Genomic DNA, 17,896 nt, shown 5'->3' with positions numbered 1-17,896 from the left:
AAAAGCGTGAGAAGATGAAAATAGTATATAGTCCTTTCTATAGCAATGGTTACTATATTGACCTAAAGAAACGCAAAGATTGTCTGTTGGGCCTAAAAGTGTGCGGTTCCAATGAGTTGTTGTCTGAACTTGAACTAAGATCAGGTATAGTATCACAAGAGCTTTCAGAGCCAGAACGATTGATTGATTTTCACGAAGCGCTGAGTGGGAACATCTCAGACACCATATTTGAGAGATCATTCAAAAGGGATGAAGTCGGTGTGTCTAGACAATTGATGACTTGGTGTGACAGCCTGCTTATGGAAGGATGGACACCTGACGCAAATCATTGTTCAGATAAGCTTAAAGACCTTGCGAAGTTAGTTAAAGGCGTCAAAAGCAAACATATATCGGCACGCTGGAAAGAACTAGCCAAACATCTGGAGAACCATCGCATATTCCAAGAATATGATAGCATAGAAGTTCATGACACTGAGCAAATTCCAGCAGTTGTAAGGAATACATTGGACGTGTTGGAAAAACAGATGACAGTAAACTATATTGTCAGAGAAGGAAGTCTTCCCGAAACTTTCAGTCTCTATCAGTTCAAAACACGTTCTGATGCATATCAATGGTATCTTTCTAAACCAAAAGCCTTGCAGGATGTAGATGTTACTATCAGTAGTGACAACTGCATACTCAATGACATGGCAATCGCTATGGGACAACCAGTTGTCAACTCGACAGCCACGAAAAGCAATCCGCAACTTCTTCAGTTGTTCAAGTTAGGAATGTCGCTTTTTATCCGACCAGTTAATGTATATAACCTCCTTTCATATCTTCAGATACCAGGTAATCCTTTGGGAGGGGTTTCTTACAAGCTTGCACGTGTACTTTCAGACGAAGGTGGCGTCAATAAAACTTGGGAAGACATTATCGAGGAGTATGACTTTACTGATGACGAAGGTAAAGATAAAAGAGCTGAAAAGCTTGCCTTCATTGAAATGCTCAACAAGGACTATCTCTCTGATAAGATCCTTGTAGAGGATGTCAAATCATTCGCTAACAAACTGGCACGTTGGTGTGATCAGTTATTACGGGTGGACGGTGTAGAAGATGAACGCAAAGAACAACTCGTCGTATTGGCTTCTTTCTGCAGATCGCTTCATGAAATCCTTCCTGCTGACGGTTATATTACCTCAGAAACTTTGAAGGCTCACGTTGATGGTATATATCAGCCCCAGTCGTTTACTCACATGCGGGCACAGAAGGATTCACCTGATACGGTTTCTTCTATCAGCCAATTAGCAGATGATGTCAACAAGGTCTGCTGGCTGGGGTGCGTCGGAGGAGATTTCCCTGCCTATCCCTTTGATTTCCTCAATACATCGGAACTTGCCTCGTTTGAAAAATCTGGTATATTGATTCCAAGCAAATCCACATTTTATGCGCAGCATCACAATTTGGAATTGGAAGGCTTAAAGCACGTCAAGGAGCTTATTCTTGTTACCTGGGAATATGACAGCAATGCCCGTCAGGAGGAGCATCCGCTGATTACCGAACTGAAGCACAGATACAAAGACAAATGGGAAACACGTGTGATAGTTGATGCTGTTCCCAATCTGGAGGAAGAAACAGGGCAGATTACAGTATTGGAACCACACGACAACTATCAACTCTCAAAGGAACTGAAAGAAATTAGGCGCGAGAAGGAGAGTTACACCAGTATCGGTACACTCATCCAGCATCCGTTTGACTACACGATGGTTCATCTGCTCAAACTCCGTGAGCCACAAGTAGGTCAGCTGCCTGACCTTGACACGACAAAGGGTTTGGTAGCCCACCTGTTTGTTGAGAAGTTATTTGAGACTTATGGTGGAAATATGGCAGATGAATATATGAAAATGGACCAAGATGACATCAAGAAGATGATGGGCGAAGCAATCCAACAGAAAGGAGCGGTTCTTCTGCTGCCAGAATACAAGTTAGAACGTCAGCAATTTGAGGGTATTCTGCAAAAGAGCGTTACTGTATTAGCGGGGATTATTCAGAATCTAGGTCTAGAGCCAATAGGTAGCGAAGTTGAGATAAATGTTGACCTCGATACCATTGGGGCATTCTACGGAAGTGTCGATATGGTACTGAAGGACTCCAATGGCAATCTTGTTATCTTTGATTTTAAATGGTCTGAATCTAAAGGCTTTAGAAAGAAGTTGGAAGAGAATAAGTCCATACAGCTGGAGTTGTATCGGAAAGCGGCTCAAAAGCACTATGGCTCACAAATAGCTGGGGTAGCTTATTATCTCTTTCCGATGATGACTATGTTTACCTCTGACTTTTCAGAGTCCAGCCATATCCGGCGGGTTAAAGTGAAAACAGAAGCAGCATCAAACGACCTGTTTGAGGAAATTCAGAACTCTTACAGATATCGCCGTGATGAACTGGATCATGGATTTATTGAGGATGGCGAGATGGAAGAAATAGCGGAATTGGGCTATACGAAAGCCGGCAACGACACCCCATTCTATCCGCTTGACAACGAGAAGGGTATCAAAAGCTGTCCGTACGTGAAAGAAGATAAACCTCCATTTGTTAAGAAAAAAGCAACATGGAATACGCAAACAAATAATCCAAAGGAAAAGAAGACAACTCACCCCATATTAAAAGGAAGACTCTTATGAAGAATATCCAGTATATCAATGCCGGAGCAGGCTCTGGTAAGACCACAAAACTGACCCAGATTCTTTCTGAAGAACTGGGCAAATCTGATGCCAAAATTAGACCTTCGGAGGTTATCCTCACCACATTCACAGAGCTGGCTGCCTCAGAATTTAGGGAGAGGTCACGACAGCAGCTCTTTCAAGACGGTCATCCAGACATAGCGGCAGAATTGGATTCTGCGACTATTGGCACTGTCCATTCTGTGGCATTAAGTTTTATTCAGAGATACTGGTATCTCATAGGAGTATCACCTGACATGAAAGTCATGTCAGAGGAAGACCTGCAAGTATATATCAGCGAGTCTTTGGGTGAATATGTATCTGATAGCAACCTCCTGTTTTTCAATGACTATCGTGCTTATTTTGATCTCAATGACCAAGGAAAAGCTGATTTTGAATTCTGGAAAGAGCATCTGCGCACCATCATCGACAAAGCCAACAATTATTCTGTTGACATTGAACGCAGTAAAATGGACAGTTGTGCCATCGTAGAACAGATTTTCAGCGGCCGCACTTTGCTTGACCGTTTACTGTTGGATGATTTTATCCGCGTCCTGGCTTCTGAGATCAAAGACTATTCTGATAATCAGAAGAAAAACGTACAACCTCTTTTGGACGATTTGAAAAACAAATTGACCTATTCCGTCATTGTAAAGATTTACAAGGAGCTGACAGAGGACAAGCCAAAGATGGGAAAGAAAAATAGAACTAAACTGATAAACCTTATCGGTCAGGACAAATATGATGCTCTTGTTGCAAACCTAAAAGATTTCCAGACATCTTCTGAAGGTGACGAAAGTCCTGGGGGAATGATGAAGAAGATGATAGATATCCTTTTTGACATCGCCAAACAATGGAAAGATGGCTTTAACGAATTCAAAACGCGTCGCCACATCATAGATTATAACGACATGGAACGCTTGTTCCTTGAACTTCTCAGTATGCCACAAGTTGCCGATGAAATTAAGGGTACTTACAAACTGATGATGGTTGATGAGTTCCAGGATTCAAGTCCTATTCAGTTGGAAATATTCAAACATCTCTCAGACATAATGGAACAGAGTTACTGGGTTGGAGATCCAAAGCAGAGTATTTACGGATTTCGTGGAGCAGATGTTGAATTGGTGAGTGAAATTACAAGAAAGTTTCTTGATACAGAGAATGCTTTAGATCTTAATCTTACTCATAGTAATCTGCCTAACTCTTGGCGTACTCGAGAGCCTTTAGTGGAACTTACGAATGATTGCTTTACCAAAGCATTTGATGGTATTATCAGTAAGGAGAATGTTGTTCTAAAAGCGGTACGTCATGAATTGCCACAATTCTCCAAATCCTTATCCCATTGGAACTGTTCTGCATCAAAGAAAGAAATATATGTTGGCAAAGTCGCTGATCGTATCAAGATTTTAAAAGATAGTAACATCAAGATACAAGTTAAAGGTAAGGCAGAATGCCGTCCAATAAGGTATGGTGACATAGCAGTTCTTTGCCGCACAAATCAACAATGCAAAGATATTGCCAATGCACTTATTGGGAAAGGTATTCCTGTATCGTTTGTAAACAACGACCTCTTTCAGCAAACAGAGGTTCAGCTGGTATTTACCTTGTTGAAATTTATGGTAGATTCAAACAATAAACATGTTAGGGCAGACCTCATGCGACTGTTGGAGGGCATCACGACACAGGAGATTCTTCTGCAACGTTTAGACTATCTGACAAATCTGAAATGTAATGAAGGTGAGGAGGACAAAACAGACCTTTGGCTCGAAGAAAACAGCCTGATGAGCAAACTAATTGCCTTTAAGCGGACTGTTAAGAACCTATCTGTAAGAGACCTTATCGAAAGCATCATCTATGGTCTTGCCCTTCCTGTAATGGTGGCAAAATGGGGTGATGAAAATAACCGCAGACAGAACCTTCAGACGCTCTGCATACTGGCAAAGAAATACGATGAGCATTGCCTTCAAATGGGAATCGGAGCCTCGGTGGGTGGACTGCTCACGTACCTGTCATCTGCGGAGATTGACAGCAAGATAGACAATGCTTCTGATGCCGTCAAGGTTCTTACATATCATGGATCAAAAGGCCTTGAATGGTATTATGTCATCCTGTCTTCATTGGAAGAAGATAGTCTTGAAGAGAAAATATTTGTAAGGAAAAGTTTTTGGGGCGTCCGCGAAATGCGCCACCCAGAACCAAGTGACCGTTATTCATACATCGTACAGTTCTTGCCGAGGATTGTCAGTACCAAAAACACAAATTTACCACAACAAATTATCGACAAGTGCAAGGAACTGCCATCATATAATCTGTTGGTGAATAAGGAATGTAATGAGTTACGGCATCTATTATATGTTGGAATGACTAGAGCTAGGGATTATCTGACAACACTAAGTCATCAGTCCTCTCCTTCAATGTTGCCAATTCTTTCTTGGATAAGAAATACCGGTATTTCTGACGGTAATCTGAATGGAGAAGCTGTTAACTTATGGTATCATAACCCACTAAAACCAGTCTTTGAAGATATTACAGACTGTCCAGAGGCTGTTGCTCCTGAAATCACAGAATACAAGCGTTATAAGTATCCTGAAAATCCCCATTTGAATGAGGGGGACAAATTTCTCTCTCCAAGCAAGTTGCCCATTTTGGAAGATTTTGCCTTAGAGAATATTGAGATTCAGGAAGACCTGGACTGTAGGATTGCCCCTTATAAAACCAATAGTACCAATCAGGCAGATGCAGGAACTTGTATTCATAACATTTTTGCCGTCTATGACCCGAAAATGTCTCATGAACAGAATGTAGCTGTGGCAGAACGTATTCGTAACGGGCACAACATGTATGAAGTGATTCCTGATATTGATAAGGTCATTATTTCTATTGAAAAATTGTATTCTTATTTGGAGGTTACTTATGGCAAAGCATACAAAATTGGACATGAGACACCATTCATGCATGCGCTTTCTGGTCAAATTGTTCATGGAGAGATAGATCTCTTATGGTATCTTAACGAACATGAGTGTGTGCTGATCGATTACAAAAATTTTCCAGGTGGCAAAGCAATGATTACAAATCCAGATCCGCAAAATGATCACTATGCAGGCAAATATGCCCCACAGCTTAAAGCCTATCGCGAAATGTTACAGGCATCAGGACTAACGGTTAAGGATGCCTTAATCTATTATTCTGTCATGGGGTGTGTGGTTCGTCTTAAAATGTAATTGAAATAATAAAAAATGTGATAATAAAAATGTAATAAAAAACAAGATTGAAACATTTTATTCAAACAGCCATTTCGATGGTCTATATCTAGAGGGTATAACTTTTAATGAGATTGAAGCTAATCTGAAAGATTACATAAATCAAGCAGATCATGGAGATAAGGATGCTCAATACAATTTATCTGTTGTAATTCGAGAAGAGAAATTTCGGGTCACTAGTAAAAGTGTGTGGATTAGGCATAGATCTTCATTAGTCTGAAGAGAAAGAACTTACGGTCAATAATACCTCTGAGTTGTGCTCTGAAATGCTTGATCTTTGCATTGAGGGATTCTGCTGATGCATTGGTAGAGCGATTGACAAAATAGTTAAGGATATCATCCTCACGGTCGTACATGGCGGCAGCAATATCATTGAACGCTTTGTTGCCGAACTCACCGACCTTCGAGTACCATGAATGCAGGCTGACAGCACCTTGCTCCTTAGTACACCTCTGCGAGAAAATCATTCGAAGAGAGTGGGTAAGAGAGAAAGCCGTCTTTATGTCCGGAAACTCACGGAACAGTATTTCTGCACGTTCCTTCTGTGTGTCTGTCCATTTCTCGGGTGACATCATAAGTAGCCCCTTACTGCGTGCAAGGAGTTCTGCACGAGTCTCTCCGTTCTCAAGTCTTTCGGGATAGAACCTTGCATTGCGCCTTATGGCATTGCCCTACTCATCCACAAATGGACCATCGTTCTCCTGCAGCAGGCGCATCATCAGACGGTGCTCTTCCCTAGCATGGGCATCAAGTGTCATCTGCTCACGCCTATACTCTCTGCGTACCTCTTGCAAGGCTTCAAGACAAAACTGCTGATGATGGAACCCGTCGAGCGTACGCATAGCCTTCGGAAAGCATGTCTCTACTATGTTGTGCAGACTCTCAGAGAAGTCGAGAGTAACCTCTTCCACGCTCATTCTCAACGCTTTTGGTATCTTCATCAATGCCTTTATGACATCCTTTGCCTTAGTGCCCTTGACTACAGCAATAAGGCATCCCTTGCGACCATGTGCATCCTTGTTCGAGGCTATTGTATATACCTCTCCCGTGGACAAGCATGTCTCATCTATGCTGACGTGAGGACTTATGTTCTCGGGGAAGATGAGCCACTGGTCAGCATGGCCTAGTTCAGACCATTCACGATTGCCGCTTAGGTGGTCCTTGTAGGCTCTGCCATACTCATCACCGTCTATGTGATAGTCATCCTCAAACGAACGGGCCGTTATAGGGTGCTTCTCCAAACGCTTCTTTTAAAAAATCCGCCAACTCGGTTGAGCAGCGGATGGACTCCTGAATGAGATTGCATTCGGTCATCACGTTGTGACCATCTGCATCAAGCCATCTGCGACGGCGCACGTGAAGCAGTACTTACTGACCTCTAATCGGAAAGTCGTGAAACACACTTTCGCGTGTAAATCCATTGGGGCGCAGGTCTTCTCCGTCGTCAGCTTTCTGCTCGTTCTCATCGAGATAAAGGTGAATCACCTGTGTGTCACCTTTCTGCTCGACACGTACAGTCTTCAAGTCAAACCAGTCAAGCATGCGGGCTGGCAACAGGCATTCCGCTAAGAGTCTATACTGTTCCATTTTGTTCTAACGTTTACTCTATAAACGTACACCTGCTTGCTTTTATTGTGCTATGCTATCCACACGCTTTTGCAAGTGCCCCCTTTCAAGCGTTACAATATAACAATATAACAGTTTTGAAAAACCAAAAACAGGGTGGTTTTGTGGTTTATGATTCCAATTCTCCCCCATTATCTTCATATTTTCAACTTTTCTTTGTACTTTTGACAATTATTTGTGCGATTTGTCGTTATTATAAATATGAAACAACAGAAAACAATGATTTGCGGATGGATCTGCACCATGGCAACGGCAATGGTGATGACCGCCTGTGTGACGCCCAAAAACTACAACTATCTGCAAGATTTGCAGTCTGGCAGTGTGACCACAACACCTGCCAGTGGCTATATCCGACTGCAGCCAAAAGACGAGATTTCTATCCTCGTGAAGAGTAACAGTGCGGAACTGGATGCTCTATTCAACAAGGGCATGACTACCACTATGAGCAATGGAAATGCACAAGGGTCGCAGTATGTGGAGGGCTACAGACTCGATGCCAACGGCAACATAGATTTCCCACAATTAGGCACCATTCATCTGGCAGGCATGAGACGCAGCGAGGTTGAGAACTACATCAAAACACGATTGGAGGAAGAAGGACTGCTGAAACACGCCACTGTTACCGTTGGTTTCCGCAACCTCAGCTACACCGTGATGGGCGAGGTGAAAAATGCTGGCGAATACGCAATAGAAAAAGATGAAGTGACGCTACTGGAAGCACTGGGAAAGGCTGGTGACCTGACCGTATATGGCAGAAGAGACAGTGTCGTGGTGGTGCGCAACGATGGCGAGCGCCACACCACCCTCATGGCAGACCTCACCCGTGGCAAAGCTCTCCACGAGTCGGAAGCCTACTATGTACACCAGAACGACCTGATATATGTGAAGGCGAACCCAACCAAGATTCGACAATCAACCACCAACGGCAACGAGACACGATCCATGTCACTATGGATTTCTATTGCCTCAATATTGGCTTCGCTCGCTGTTCTCATTACCCGATAATCCTCAAAAACAACTATGAAAAAAGTTCAGAAGAGTTTTCTCCAGATGTGCATCAGCCACTGGCGATGGTTTGCCGTGAGCACCATTGCCATGACCATTACAGGGGTGTTGTTCCAGCTTGTTGTCACACCACTATATCGTCGCACCACCGACATCATGGTGAAAGATGAGACATCGCCAGGCAGTATGCTGTCGAGCATGAACATGTTTGCCAATATGGGATTCAACATCTCATCGAATGTGGATAATGAATTGGAAGTATTTCTCTCGCCTGCCTTGATGATGAAGGTGGTGAAAGACAACCATCTCGATATGACCTACACCACAGGCAACTGGTTTACACGCGAAGAACGCTACGGCGAGACACTGCCCATAAAGGCGCAGTTTGGTGCAGCAACAGATGCAGACAAACTGCGGCTCCGCGCCACACTACACGAGGACGGGGCTGTGGTATTGACCGATTTCGAGAAAAACAAAGAACAGATGAAAGGTGAGGTAAGCGGACACATCAACAGCGTTTGTGTCACGCCCCTCGGTCCCGTCACCTTAATATCAACTCCAGCCTTCCAAACGCTGATGCGCCAGGCAAAGACACTCACCATCACCATTACCAAACAGCCACCCTACGAGATGGCAGAACGCTGTTTGAAGCGAATCAAAGGCGATGTGCTCAACAACAACACGTCGATAGTGCAACTCAGTTACGATGACGCTTTCAGCAGTCGTGCAGAACTGATACTCAACGAGCTGACAAGGGTGTATCTTCAAGCGTGGCAAGCCGACAAGGACGAAGAGCGACAGGCCTCAACCAACTTCATCAATCAGCGCATCACAGAGATAGAAGAGGCACTCAGCCAACTGGATGGCAAACTCGCCGACTACGAACACGACAACCTGTTGGAAATAGGGGCTGCCACACCTAACGTAATGGCAATATCTGCTGCCGATATCAATGAGATGATGCTCAAACTGAGCAACCAACGGTATGTGTTGAAACACATGCAACAGTTGATGAACAAGGAAGGAGACAACCATCAGGTATTGCCAGGCAACATTCTACCCGACAACGACAATATTGCCAAACAGATTGCAAATTACAACACGCTAGTGCTGAAACGGCAGAATCTGGCAGCAAACAGCAGTGAGCGCAATCCCTTGGTGCGCGACCTCGATGCGCAGATTGCGCCCATGCACAATGCCATTGCCGCTTCAATCAGCCATGCCCTGTCGCAAATAGAGATTCAACTCAAAGGGGTGGTAGCCAAAGAACAGGAACTGACAGGGAAGGCGGCAGAACTGCCCACTAAAAAGAGCAAGATGCTTCCCACCAAACGCCAACAGAAGGTGATTGAATCGCTATACGTCTATCTGTTGCAGAAGCGTGAAGAAAACGGCATCGACAGAGCATTCAACAATAAAAACATACGCGTGGTAACACCGCCAATGGGAAAGTTGCGCCCCATCTTCCCCCGTAAGCTATGGACCTTTGGAGCAGCATGGCTCTTGGCGCTGCTGTTGCCCATGATAGTACTCTATATTCGACAACTCAACGACACGGAAGAAACCGAGGAAGAGAAAACAGCATGAACCGCACACGATTGAAGTCTGACATCAAACGACGCATGGCAAATGGCGCGCTATGGACCTTTACCGGGACGGCTGTGGGCAAACTGCTGGTATTGCTGGCAGGCATCGGCTGTGCCCGACTGTTGGGCAAAACCCAGTTTGGCGAGCTCGGCATGGTGCGTTCCACCATCGGCATGTTCATTGTGTTTGGTGCAGCAGGCATCGGAGTGACAGCAACACGCTTCATAGCCCAACACCGCCATACTGACAGCGCACAGGCAGCTTCCATCTGCGCCATGTCCAACCGCTTCGCCCTATGGTTTGGAATGGGAATCATGGTGGTCATGATAGGTTGTTCGGGACTATTGGCAAACAATATTCTCCACTCGCCACAGTTGCAAACAGCATTGATGCTGGGCGGACTGATGCTGTTGGGATCAACCCTTAACGGGTCGCTCAACGGTATTCTTGCAGGAATGGAAGACTTTCGCAGCATAGCGCTATGCACCCTTGTGGGCAGCGTGGCAGAAGCGACATTGATGACCACCGGTGCCTGGATCTATGGATTGGAAGGTGCTGTTGTGGGATTCGGACTCGGTGTGGCGGTGCTCTATATAGCCTACCATTTTGCCGTGAGGCGCACCCTGCAACACGCAGGCATCGCCACCCACGGTGTGGCTATCCGCAAGAAAGACTGGCAACTGCTGTTGACCTACAGTCTGCCAGCAGCACTATCGGCGCTGATGGTCACTCCCGTATTCTGGACTATCCGCGCCATGCTCGTGAGGCACGACGGCTACGCAGAACTGGCAGTATTTGAAGCTGCCGACCAATGGAAAATCATCATCATGTTTGTTCCAGGTGCTATCAGTCAGATAGCCCTCCCCATCCTATCGAGCATGACAGAGAGTCAGACCTTCAGCCACACGCTCCGCCTGCACATCCAACTCATCGCAGGTATTGCCTCGCTGTTGGCATTACTGATCATTGTGGTAGCCCCTGTCATCATGCCTCTCTATGGCACAGACTACACCAACCATGTCACACTGTCACTGCTCGCCGTATCGGTGGTGTTTGCCTGTGTGTCAAACGTGATAGAGATGGCAATTTATAGCATCGGCAAGATGTGGACAGGATTTCTGTTCAATGTCGTATGGGCTGTTGCCACATGTCTGTTGGCCCTATGGCTGTTACCCCTGCATTGGGGATCGTCGGCATTGGCGATGGCAGTATTATTGGCGTATCTGCTAAAAACCATCGTGATGGGCGTTTATATCTGTTTCACTCCCAACAGTCAACCGTTATGAAGACACGCGAAGAACTCGGCATAACACTATTTGCCATCGCACTGGTATTGCTCCAGTTTGCCGGCTACGCCTTCGTTCCGCTGTTAGCAGGGGCGCTACTGCTGTTGTTTTCCCAGCACACCTTTGCAACATGTGTGAAGAGTGTACCCTTGTTTGCAGGCTTCACGGCAGCCTCGCTCATTGTCGGGCTCTTCATGATGATGGCGCGCCCCACCGAAACAGCACCATTGGCACGATGGATTCAGTTTTATTTCCTCACCGTCATGCTGATGGGAGTAAAAGACAAAAGCCGTTTGCTGACCGCTGTGAAATATACCGTTTATGCCATCTTTGCAGCCGATCTCATGGCGAATATACTGCAGGTGGCAGGAGTGAAGTTGCCATGGGTGTATCTGACCATCCGTCCCGGAGAACTGATTCCGCGCTTTCAAGGCATCAAGGGTAATTCGCTCTATTCGGGTAGTATTTCGTTTTTGGCACTATGTTTCCTCATCAACGAGATGGGACTTCGGAAAAGGTTGCGCTATTCTGTAGCCTTTCTGATGGTGGTCAATCTGCTATTGGCAGGGTCACTCCGCTACTTCATCTCGTTGGCGTTAGTCTTGATGCTCATCACCTTCCACCTCTATCGCCATCGAAGCTATCTGCTGTCGGGAATATGTGCCACGATAGGTATGGTGGTTGTACTGACCCGATGGACAATGATGAGTAGTGAGAGTAATTATTTCCGTTATAAACTATGGGGACACACCATCGACCGACTCAACGACAGCCCGTTGGTTGGCAATGGTTTTCTGTTTCAACAAGTGACAGGCCACACGCGCTTCAGCGTCAGAACGCTGGCAACAGCCGATGTGACAGAATCGACCATTCTGCTCTTCGGATTGTGTTTCGGACTCCCATTGATGTTCTTGTTCATCGCTTCACTATTCCGCACCTTCTCACATTACAGTAGCTATAAACACTATGCGCCCGAACTAGGACTGTTTCTCGGACTGGCACTCGATCTCTTCTGGGGTGGCAGTATCGACAATGTATTGTCGCTCTCTGTATTGTTGATCTGCATGTATCTCATCAATCAGAAACATCAAACCTTATCACATCCGTAATCATGACTCCCAACTTCTCTATCATCATCCCAACCTACAACCATCTGGCATTAGCACAACGTGCTATAGACAGTGTGCGCAGCCAAGAAGGGGTAAGTATGGAAATCATAGTCTGCGACGATTCTACCGACAATCGCATCGAACAGTATGTCATGGGACTCCACGATGATCGAATCAATTACCACCACAACCGACCTCAGTTGGGGGCGGTGGGCAATTGGAACGAAGGACTCGGCAAGGTTACGGGCACATATGGCATTGTACTCCACCACGACGAAGCCTTGGTGGGCAACAACTATCTCGCCCAGTTACTGCACGTCATGCGACAGACCAATGCCGATATTGCCGTATCGGAAGTGCACGTCATGATAGGAGAGAAACAAAAGAAGCGACACTTTCCTTCACGATTGAAACGATGGATGCTGCACCACCCCACCACGCTATTTGGCCTCAACGCCATCGGGCCATGTGCCTGCGTAGCATTTCGATGCGACAAGCGACAGGCGTTTCATGAGCCGTTGCAATGGCTGGTCGATGTGGAATGGTACTACCGTATGCTTCGCGCGTCAGCCATCGTCTATTGTCCAACACTCATCGTGGAGTCAGCCCACGACCACGAAGGGCAGATTAGCCGTAGCATCCATATCTATCAAGCGTGGCAGCATGATGCCAAAATCATCGGTACCATGCACAAGGGCATTTCTCTACGACTCATGCTGGCCATCGGGAAGACGATTATGACCGTCAAGCAACAATTTGGCAGATAGTTGCGCCAAGATATTTCGCAACATCGTTTGCATTTCTACTGATTTATCATTACCTTTGCATAATAATGACACAACCGATAAAGATTGTCAAGATACTTGGAGGACTTGGAAATCAAATGTTTCAATATGCCCTCTATACCGCCTTGCAACGACACCATCCCGATGAAATGGTGATGGCAGACCTGCATGGGTTTAATGGCTATAGGCGAAAATACCAACTCAACGAGGTGTTTGGCATCGACATCAAACAGGCAACATGCGGAAATATAGCCCACGTGGCTTACCCCTACCCCAACTTTCAATCATGGCGGTTTGGTAGCAGGTTGTTGCCCAAGCGAAGAACCATGTGTGTAGAGCCACACAACTTTGCCATCGACCATGAGGCTATTAGCCGACAAGGCAACACCTATTATGATGGTTACTGGCAACATGAGGAATATTTCAGCGACTGCCGTGACATACTCATAGAACGATTCCACTTTCCCGACTTCGCCGATGAAGCCAACACCGCATTGGCACAACGGTTGGAAAAGGAAGAGGCTGTCAGCATCCATGTGCGGCGCACCGACTATATCGGCGATAAGCTATTTTATGATCTCACCGCCACCGACTATTACACCCAAGCCATCCACTACATCCGACAACACGCTCAGGCACAGTTGTTCTGCATCTTCTCCGATGATATTGTATGGTGTAAAACCCATCTGCAACCATTGCTCAACGATGTAGAAGCCATCTTTGCCGACTGGAACAACGGCAAACAGGGCATACAGGACATGCATCTGATGACCCTCTGCCGACATCATATCATCGCCAATTCATCGTTCTCATGGTGGGGCGCTTGGTTGGCAACACAGACCGGTGCCATCAACATTGGGCCAAAGCTCTGGTGGCGACGACAGGCTGCGGTCACTCCTGTGCCCAGCCATTGGATAACCATATAACAACGCATGAACAGATGTATTAAAACAAGCAAGCCATGCAACAAATAAACTGCAGTATATTGCTCTCCGTCTATCATCGGGAAAAGCCAGAATACCTACGTCAATGTTTAGACAGCGTGTTCAGTCAGACTTTCCGTGCCAGCGAGATAATACTCGTGGGCGATGGCCCGCTGACAGAAGCGCTGGACACGATGATTGACTGCTACCGAAACAATTATCCCGAACTGCAGTTTGTGCCACTCAAGGAAAACCGTGGACTTGGACTGGCACTCAACGAAGGTCTTCGCCACTGCCACAACGACCTTGTGATGCGCATGGATACCGATGACATCTGCTACCCCAACCGACTGGAACTGCAATACAACTACATGGCAGAACACCCTGACTGTGACGTGTTGGGAGGATGGACCGACGAGTTTTGCGCCACTCCCTCAGAGACCATCTCTATACGACGGTTGCCCGAGCACCATGCCGACATTGTGAGGTTTGGCAAACGCCGCAACCCGATGAACCATCCTACGGTGATGTTCCGCCGCGAAGCGGTGATGCGTGTAGGTGGATACCATGACATCTATCTGTTTGAAGACTACGACCTATGGGTAAGACTCATCATGGACGGGGCACGATTTCACAACCTGCAACAGCCGCTCATACACTTCCGCACCTCTACAGACTTCTTCGGCAGACGGGGCGGCTGGCGATACACCAAGTCGGAAATCAACCTATTGCGATCCTTTCATCAGTTCAAGTATATCAGCACCATAGAGATGACAACAAACATGCTGATGCGGTGTGTTGTAAGACTGTTGCCCAACAAATTGCGACAAAACATCTATATTTTCCTACTACGTAGATAATAAAACCAAGATTGCTACGTTAAAAATAACATATGAATAATACCCAAACAAAACAAATAGACAACTATATATACGATGGCATGAATGCTTTTGAACGAGAAGTGAAGCGATGGTTCGACTTCATCATGGCAGGAATGTGCATCATCATCTTCTCCCCTTTGTTTCTCGCCTGCTATCTGGCAGTACGGCGTGGGAAAGACGGTCCCATCATCTATCGGCAGGAACGCATCGGACGCTTCGGACGCCCATTCTACATCTATAAATTCCGCACCATGGTGACCAATGCCGAGAACAGCGGTCCTCAGCTCTGCAACAATGCCACCGATATCAGACTGACTCAAGCCGGACGATGGATGAGACGCTACCACCTCGACGAACTGCCACAGTTCTGGAATGTGTTGAAAGGAGAAATGTCGTTTGTCGGTCCACGTCCTGAACGTCCCTACTATATTGATCAGATTATGGAAAGAGATTCACGCTATCAATTTCTATATCAAATACGTCCAGGAATCACCTCCTATGCCACCATTTACAATGGCTATACTGATACCATGGAAAAGATGCTTCGCCGCCTGGAGATGGATCTCAACTATCTGAGACACCGTTCGTGGTGGCAAGATTTGAAAATATTATCCATTACTTTCTATAAGATTGTCACAAAAACGATAAACAACAGGGCATCAATATTTACGGAAATGTAGGCGTAAATATTGCGTTTCAAGAATCATTTTATCATTATCAAGGCATTTGATGGCAAACGACTGTTGCAAGGCATCAAATCCGAAAGGACGCATCACCTCAAGGTCGGTCACTTCCTCATCGGGTTCGTCGCGCAGATGCAAATAAGGAACAGAGAGGTTCAATTGGTCGTCTGTCCGGTCGAAATGAAACAGATATCCCGTGCCGTTGCTCTCCTCATTCTCCAACAAACGCACTTCTATCAAGCGGTTTTGCACAGCCCAATAAATCATCGATTGACGCATGTCTGTTGTGCCTTCTGTGGCAAGAGTATCTACTTGGCGCAGTTGCCAGAAGCCATCGAGGTCGCCATTGCCTGATGTCTCGATGTCGCAAGCCACCAAAGCCATACATATTGTCAATACAAATATCAGCCGTTTCATTATCTCTTTCTCCATTTCAGTATTCCGTTCTTAATCAAAGTGAGTTGCACACCATAGTTGTCGCCCAGCAACGTTCCGCTGTCCATGGCAAGAGCTCCTCTGAGCGTCCATCCCCGAGTCCATCGTTCCTTACCATCGCGCAAGCGGTAAGAGACTTCTGCCAATAGACTGACGTTATGCCGTGGATCGGGAAACGGTGCCCAATAGGTGCCAAAACCTTTCTGCCACGTAGCCAGTAAGCGATAATGTAAGCGGGAAGAAGGATCGCCGGCAATACCAAGATGACAGGCTACAGTACGGTTGTTCTCCACAGCAATACGATGGTCGCTATTATAAATAGGTGAAGTATAAAGTGGATTGCCCATCACCTCACCCCAGTGTTGCCATCCGGTATAGAGGTAATGGTTGTAATAGTTGTCGAGACCTGCAATTTGGTCTGACAGTGTTTGGTCGTGGTCATGATACATGGCACCACTCTGATACTTAGTATAGAGGTATTCAAACACCATCTTATTCATCCATCGTTGGTCGGGAATACGAAGTTCAAAGCCCCACAACATATCTTTGAAGGCATAGAGATTGTAGCGCCGTTTCACCTGCGTGTTCCATTGGTCTCCCTCGCCATATCCATCAGGACTGAGATGGGTCAGCGCCGACTGGTCTTCAAAGAAATGGTCGGCATAAAGGCTGAATCCCCATTCGTCAGCATCAAAATTGAAACGTGCCAGCCAACTGCCTAAGGTATTGCCTGCAGCATTGCGGTTTTCCGTTTCCAACACATCGCCGCCTCCTGGCACCAATGCCTTTATCATTCCTTTCAGTCCGCCTTGATTGTGATAGGCCTTCATCGAGCCATCACTTTGCCGCAGATATGAGGTGCCGCCAAACTGTGCCGCCATCTCCAGTCCGAGTTCAAGCGACACGATGATTTTGTTGGCATTTCCAATACGCAGATAGCCTGCCTTGCTGTGATAAAGAGTGCTTTGCGTGTATTTATATTGCCTTTGGGTAAACTCAGTCTGCCAATGGTCATCGGTTGTCTTGCCATAGGCAATATGTCCTTTTATGGCAAGCCAATGGTGTGTGCCGGGAATGCTCCAATAGTCGGGCAAGGAAAGTCGCACTTGTGGAACAGGGCGGGCATTGATACCCAGAGTTTGTGAACCACTGCTGAGTTCCTGATCTTTCAACTGCATGGGTTGTTCTTTACTACCCACGGTGATCACACCCTTGAGCCAGCGCACCTCAGCATAGGCTTGTTGAACAACAAAACGGCTGGTATATCTGCCCGTTAAAGCCATGTCAAGGCCATAACCAATACCCCAGCGCCGACTATCATCACGTGAGAGTGGACGCTCTATGGTTGCACGCCAAAAGCCATTAGTAGTTTTGAACGAACTGAGTCCATACTTATTGGCATGAAGCCATAATGGCGAATGATCACCCGCCGATGCCGAATTCTGGCGTTCCATCCGATAGTCAAGACTGTCGGCAAGAGGTTCGCGCTGTTGGGCATGGGCATTGAATGTGACGGCAAGAAGCGTTGCTATTGCAATATATTTCATATCTGGCTACAAAGATACGATTAAGCGAGCGAAGTACAAAAGAAAAATCACTTTTTCTTTTGTACTTCCG

General features: G+C 46.2%; 13 protein-coding genes and 1 pseudogene. 10 read left to right on the top strand and 4 right to left on the bottom strand.

The annotated features are described in order from the left end of the window. The first annotated feature begins 14 nt into the window (after positions 1 to 14). Both CIK88_RS01635 and CIK88_RS01630 read left to right on the top strand, forming a co-directional pair. Positions 15 to 2,660 (top strand): PD-(D/E)XK nuclease family protein, encoded by a 2,646-nt coding sequence (locus CIK88_RS01635; protein ID WP_094434080.1) that lies wholly within the window; start codon positions 15 to 17, stop codon positions 2,658 to 2,660. Then, positions 2,657 to 5,920 carry an exodeoxyribonuclease V subunit beta gene (locus tag CIK88_RS01630; protein ID WP_094434079.1) on the top strand — a complete coding sequence of 1,088 codons (3,264 nt, stop codon included), beginning with the start codon at positions 2,657 to 2,659 and terminating at the stop codon, positions 5,918 to 5,920. The genes CIK88_RS01635 and CIK88_RS01630 overlap by 4 nt, the downstream gene beginning before the upstream one ends. Before the next feature lie 233 nt (positions 5,921 to 6,153). Here the strand turns inward: CIK88_RS01630 and CIK88_RS01625 are convergent. After that, a pseudogene (locus CIK88_RS01625) lies at positions 6,154 to 7,200 on the bottom strand (transposase). Between the two features lie 127 nt (positions 7,201 to 7,327). Further along, positions 7,328 to 7,546: a hypothetical protein gene (locus tag CIK88_RS12525; protein WP_254046825.1), complete on the bottom strand. Its 219-nt coding sequence runs from the start codon at positions 7,544 to 7,546 to the stop codon at positions 7,328 to 7,330. Between the two features lie 240 nt (positions 7,547 to 7,786). Here CIK88_RS12525 and CIK88_RS01615 point away from each other — a divergent pair, with 240 nt between their 5' ends. The 8 genes from CIK88_RS01615 to CIK88_RS01580 all read left to right on the top strand — a co-directional run bounded on the left by CIK88_RS01615 (position 7,787) and on the right by CIK88_RS01580 (position 15,841). After that, positions 7,787 to 8,590 carry a polysaccharide biosynthesis/export family protein gene (locus CIK88_RS01615; protein WP_094434078.1) on the top strand — a complete coding sequence of 268 codons (804 nt, stop codon included), beginning with the start codon at positions 7,787 to 7,789 and terminating at the stop codon, positions 8,588 to 8,590. Positions 8,591 to 8,605: 15 nt separating this feature from the next. Beyond that, on the top strand, positions 8,606 to 10,177 hold the full coding sequence (locus CIK88_RS01610) for a hypothetical protein (RefSeq protein WP_094434077.1): 1,572 nt from the start codon (positions 8,606 to 8,608) through the stop codon (positions 10,175 to 10,177). Continuing rightward, positions 10,174 to 11,463 carry an oligosaccharide flippase family protein gene (locus tag CIK88_RS01605; RefSeq protein ID WP_094434076.1) on the top strand — a complete coding sequence of 430 codons (1,290 nt, stop codon included), beginning with the start codon at positions 10,174 to 10,176 and terminating at the stop codon, positions 11,461 to 11,463. Before CIK88_RS01610 ends, CIK88_RS01605 begins: the two co-directional genes overlap by 4 nt. Next, positions 11,460 to 12,572, top strand: a complete 1,113-nt coding sequence (locus CIK88_RS01600; protein ID WP_094434075.1) for a hypothetical protein — start codon at positions 11,460 to 11,462, stop codon at positions 12,570 to 12,572. Before CIK88_RS01605 ends, CIK88_RS01600 begins: the two co-directional genes overlap by 4 nt. Positions 12,573 to 12,574: 2 nt before the next feature. Continuing rightward, complete coding sequence (locus tag CIK88_RS01595; RefSeq protein WP_094434074.1) at positions 12,575 to 13,339, top strand: glycosyltransferase; 765 nt, start codon at positions 12,575 to 12,577, stop codon at positions 13,337 to 13,339. 65 nt (positions 13,340 to 13,404) lie between these two features. Further along, complete coding sequence (locus CIK88_RS01590) at positions 13,405 to 14,283, top strand: alpha-1,2-fucosyltransferase (protein ID WP_254046824.1); 879 nt, start codon at positions 13,405 to 13,407, stop codon at positions 14,281 to 14,283. Positions 14,284 to 14,318: 35 nt separating this feature from the next. Then, positions 14,319 to 15,140 carry a glycosyltransferase gene (locus CIK88_RS01585; RefSeq protein WP_371591466.1) on the top strand — a complete coding sequence of 274 codons (822 nt, stop codon included), beginning with the start codon at positions 14,319 to 14,321 and terminating at the stop codon, positions 15,138 to 15,140. A gap of 32 nt (positions 15,141 to 15,172) precedes the next feature. Beyond that, positions 15,173 to 15,841, top strand: a complete 669-nt coding sequence (locus tag CIK88_RS01580; RefSeq protein WP_094434073.1) for a sugar transferase — start codon at positions 15,173 to 15,175, stop codon at positions 15,839 to 15,841. On the opposite strand, the gene CIK88_RS01575 is transcribed toward CIK88_RS01580, so the two are convergent. Together CIK88_RS01575 and CIK88_RS01570 are read right to left on the bottom strand one after the other, a co-directional pair. Next, a complete protein-coding gene (locus CIK88_RS01575; RefSeq protein WP_094434072.1) occupies positions 15,821 to 16,276 on the bottom strand; it encodes a lipocalin-like domain-containing protein in 456 nt (151 codons plus the stop codon). The genes CIK88_RS01580 and CIK88_RS01575 overlap by 21 nt on opposite strands. After that, on the bottom strand, positions 16,261 to 17,826 hold the full coding sequence (locus tag CIK88_RS01570) for a capsule assembly Wzi family protein (RefSeq protein WP_094434071.1): 1,566 nt from the start codon (positions 17,824 to 17,826) through the stop codon (positions 16,261 to 16,263). The genes CIK88_RS01575 and CIK88_RS01570 overlap by 16 nt, the downstream gene beginning before the upstream one ends. Positions 17,827 to 17,896 lie beyond the last annotated feature (70 nt).

The organism is Prevotella sp. P5-50 (assembly GCF_002251295.1).
GTDB lineage: Bacteria > Bacteroidota > Bacteroidia > Bacteroidales > Bacteroidaceae > Prevotella.
The sequence above is the reverse complement of the archived record's forward strand: the minus strand, read 5'-3'. Positions and strand labels throughout refer to the sequence as shown.

What these genes read in the sequence shown, in the direction of transcription:
- CIK88_RS01595 (WP_094434074.1), top strand. Translation starts at nt 12,575, where the DNA reads ATGACTCCCAACTTCTCTATCATCATCCCAACCTACAACCATCTGGCA.
- CIK88_RS01570 (WP_094434071.1), bottom strand. Translation starts at nt 17,826, where the DNA reads ATGAAATATATTGCAATAGCAACGCTTCTTGCCGTCACATTCAATGCC.
- CIK88_RS01605 (WP_094434076.1), top strand. Translation starts at nt 10,174, where the DNA reads ATGAACCGCACACGATTGAAGTCTGACATCAAACGACGCATGGCAAAT.
- CIK88_RS12525 (WP_254046825.1), bottom strand. Translation starts at nt 7,546, where the DNA reads ATGGAACAGTATAGACTCTTAGCGGAATGCCTGTTGCCAGCCCGCATG.
- CIK88_RS01630 (WP_094434079.1), top strand. Translation starts at nt 2,657, where the DNA reads ATGAAGAATATCCAGTATATCAATGCCGGAGCAGGCTCTGGTAAGACC.
- CIK88_RS01590 (WP_254046824.1), top strand. Translation starts at nt 13,405, where the DNA reads ATGACACAACCGATAAAGATTGTCAAGATACTTGGAGGACTTGGAAAT.
- CIK88_RS01635 (WP_094434080.1), top strand. Translation starts at nt 15, where the DNA reads ATGAAAATAGTATATAGTCCTTTCTATAGCAATGGTTACTATATTGAC.
- CIK88_RS01600 (WP_094434075.1), top strand. Translation starts at nt 11,460, where the DNA reads ATGAAGACACGCGAAGAACTCGGCATAACACTATTTGCCATCGCACTG.
- CIK88_RS01580 (WP_094434073.1), top strand. Translation starts at nt 15,173, where the DNA reads ATGAATAATACCCAAACAAAACAAATAGACAACTATATATACGATGGC.
- CIK88_RS01575 (WP_094434072.1), bottom strand. Translation starts at nt 16,276, where the DNA reads ATGGAGAAAGAGATAATGAAACGGCTGATATTTGTATTGACAATATGT.
- CIK88_RS01585 (WP_371591466.1), top strand. Translation starts at nt 14,319, where the DNA reads ATGCAACAAATAAACTGCAGTATATTGCTCTCCGTCTATCATCGGGAA.
- CIK88_RS01615 (WP_094434078.1), top strand. Translation starts at nt 7,787, where the DNA reads ATGAAACAACAGAAAACAATGATTTGCGGATGGATCTGCACCATGGCA.
- CIK88_RS01610 (WP_094434077.1), top strand. Translation starts at nt 8,606, where the DNA reads ATGAAAAAAGTTCAGAAGAGTTTTCTCCAGATGTGCATCAGCCACTGG.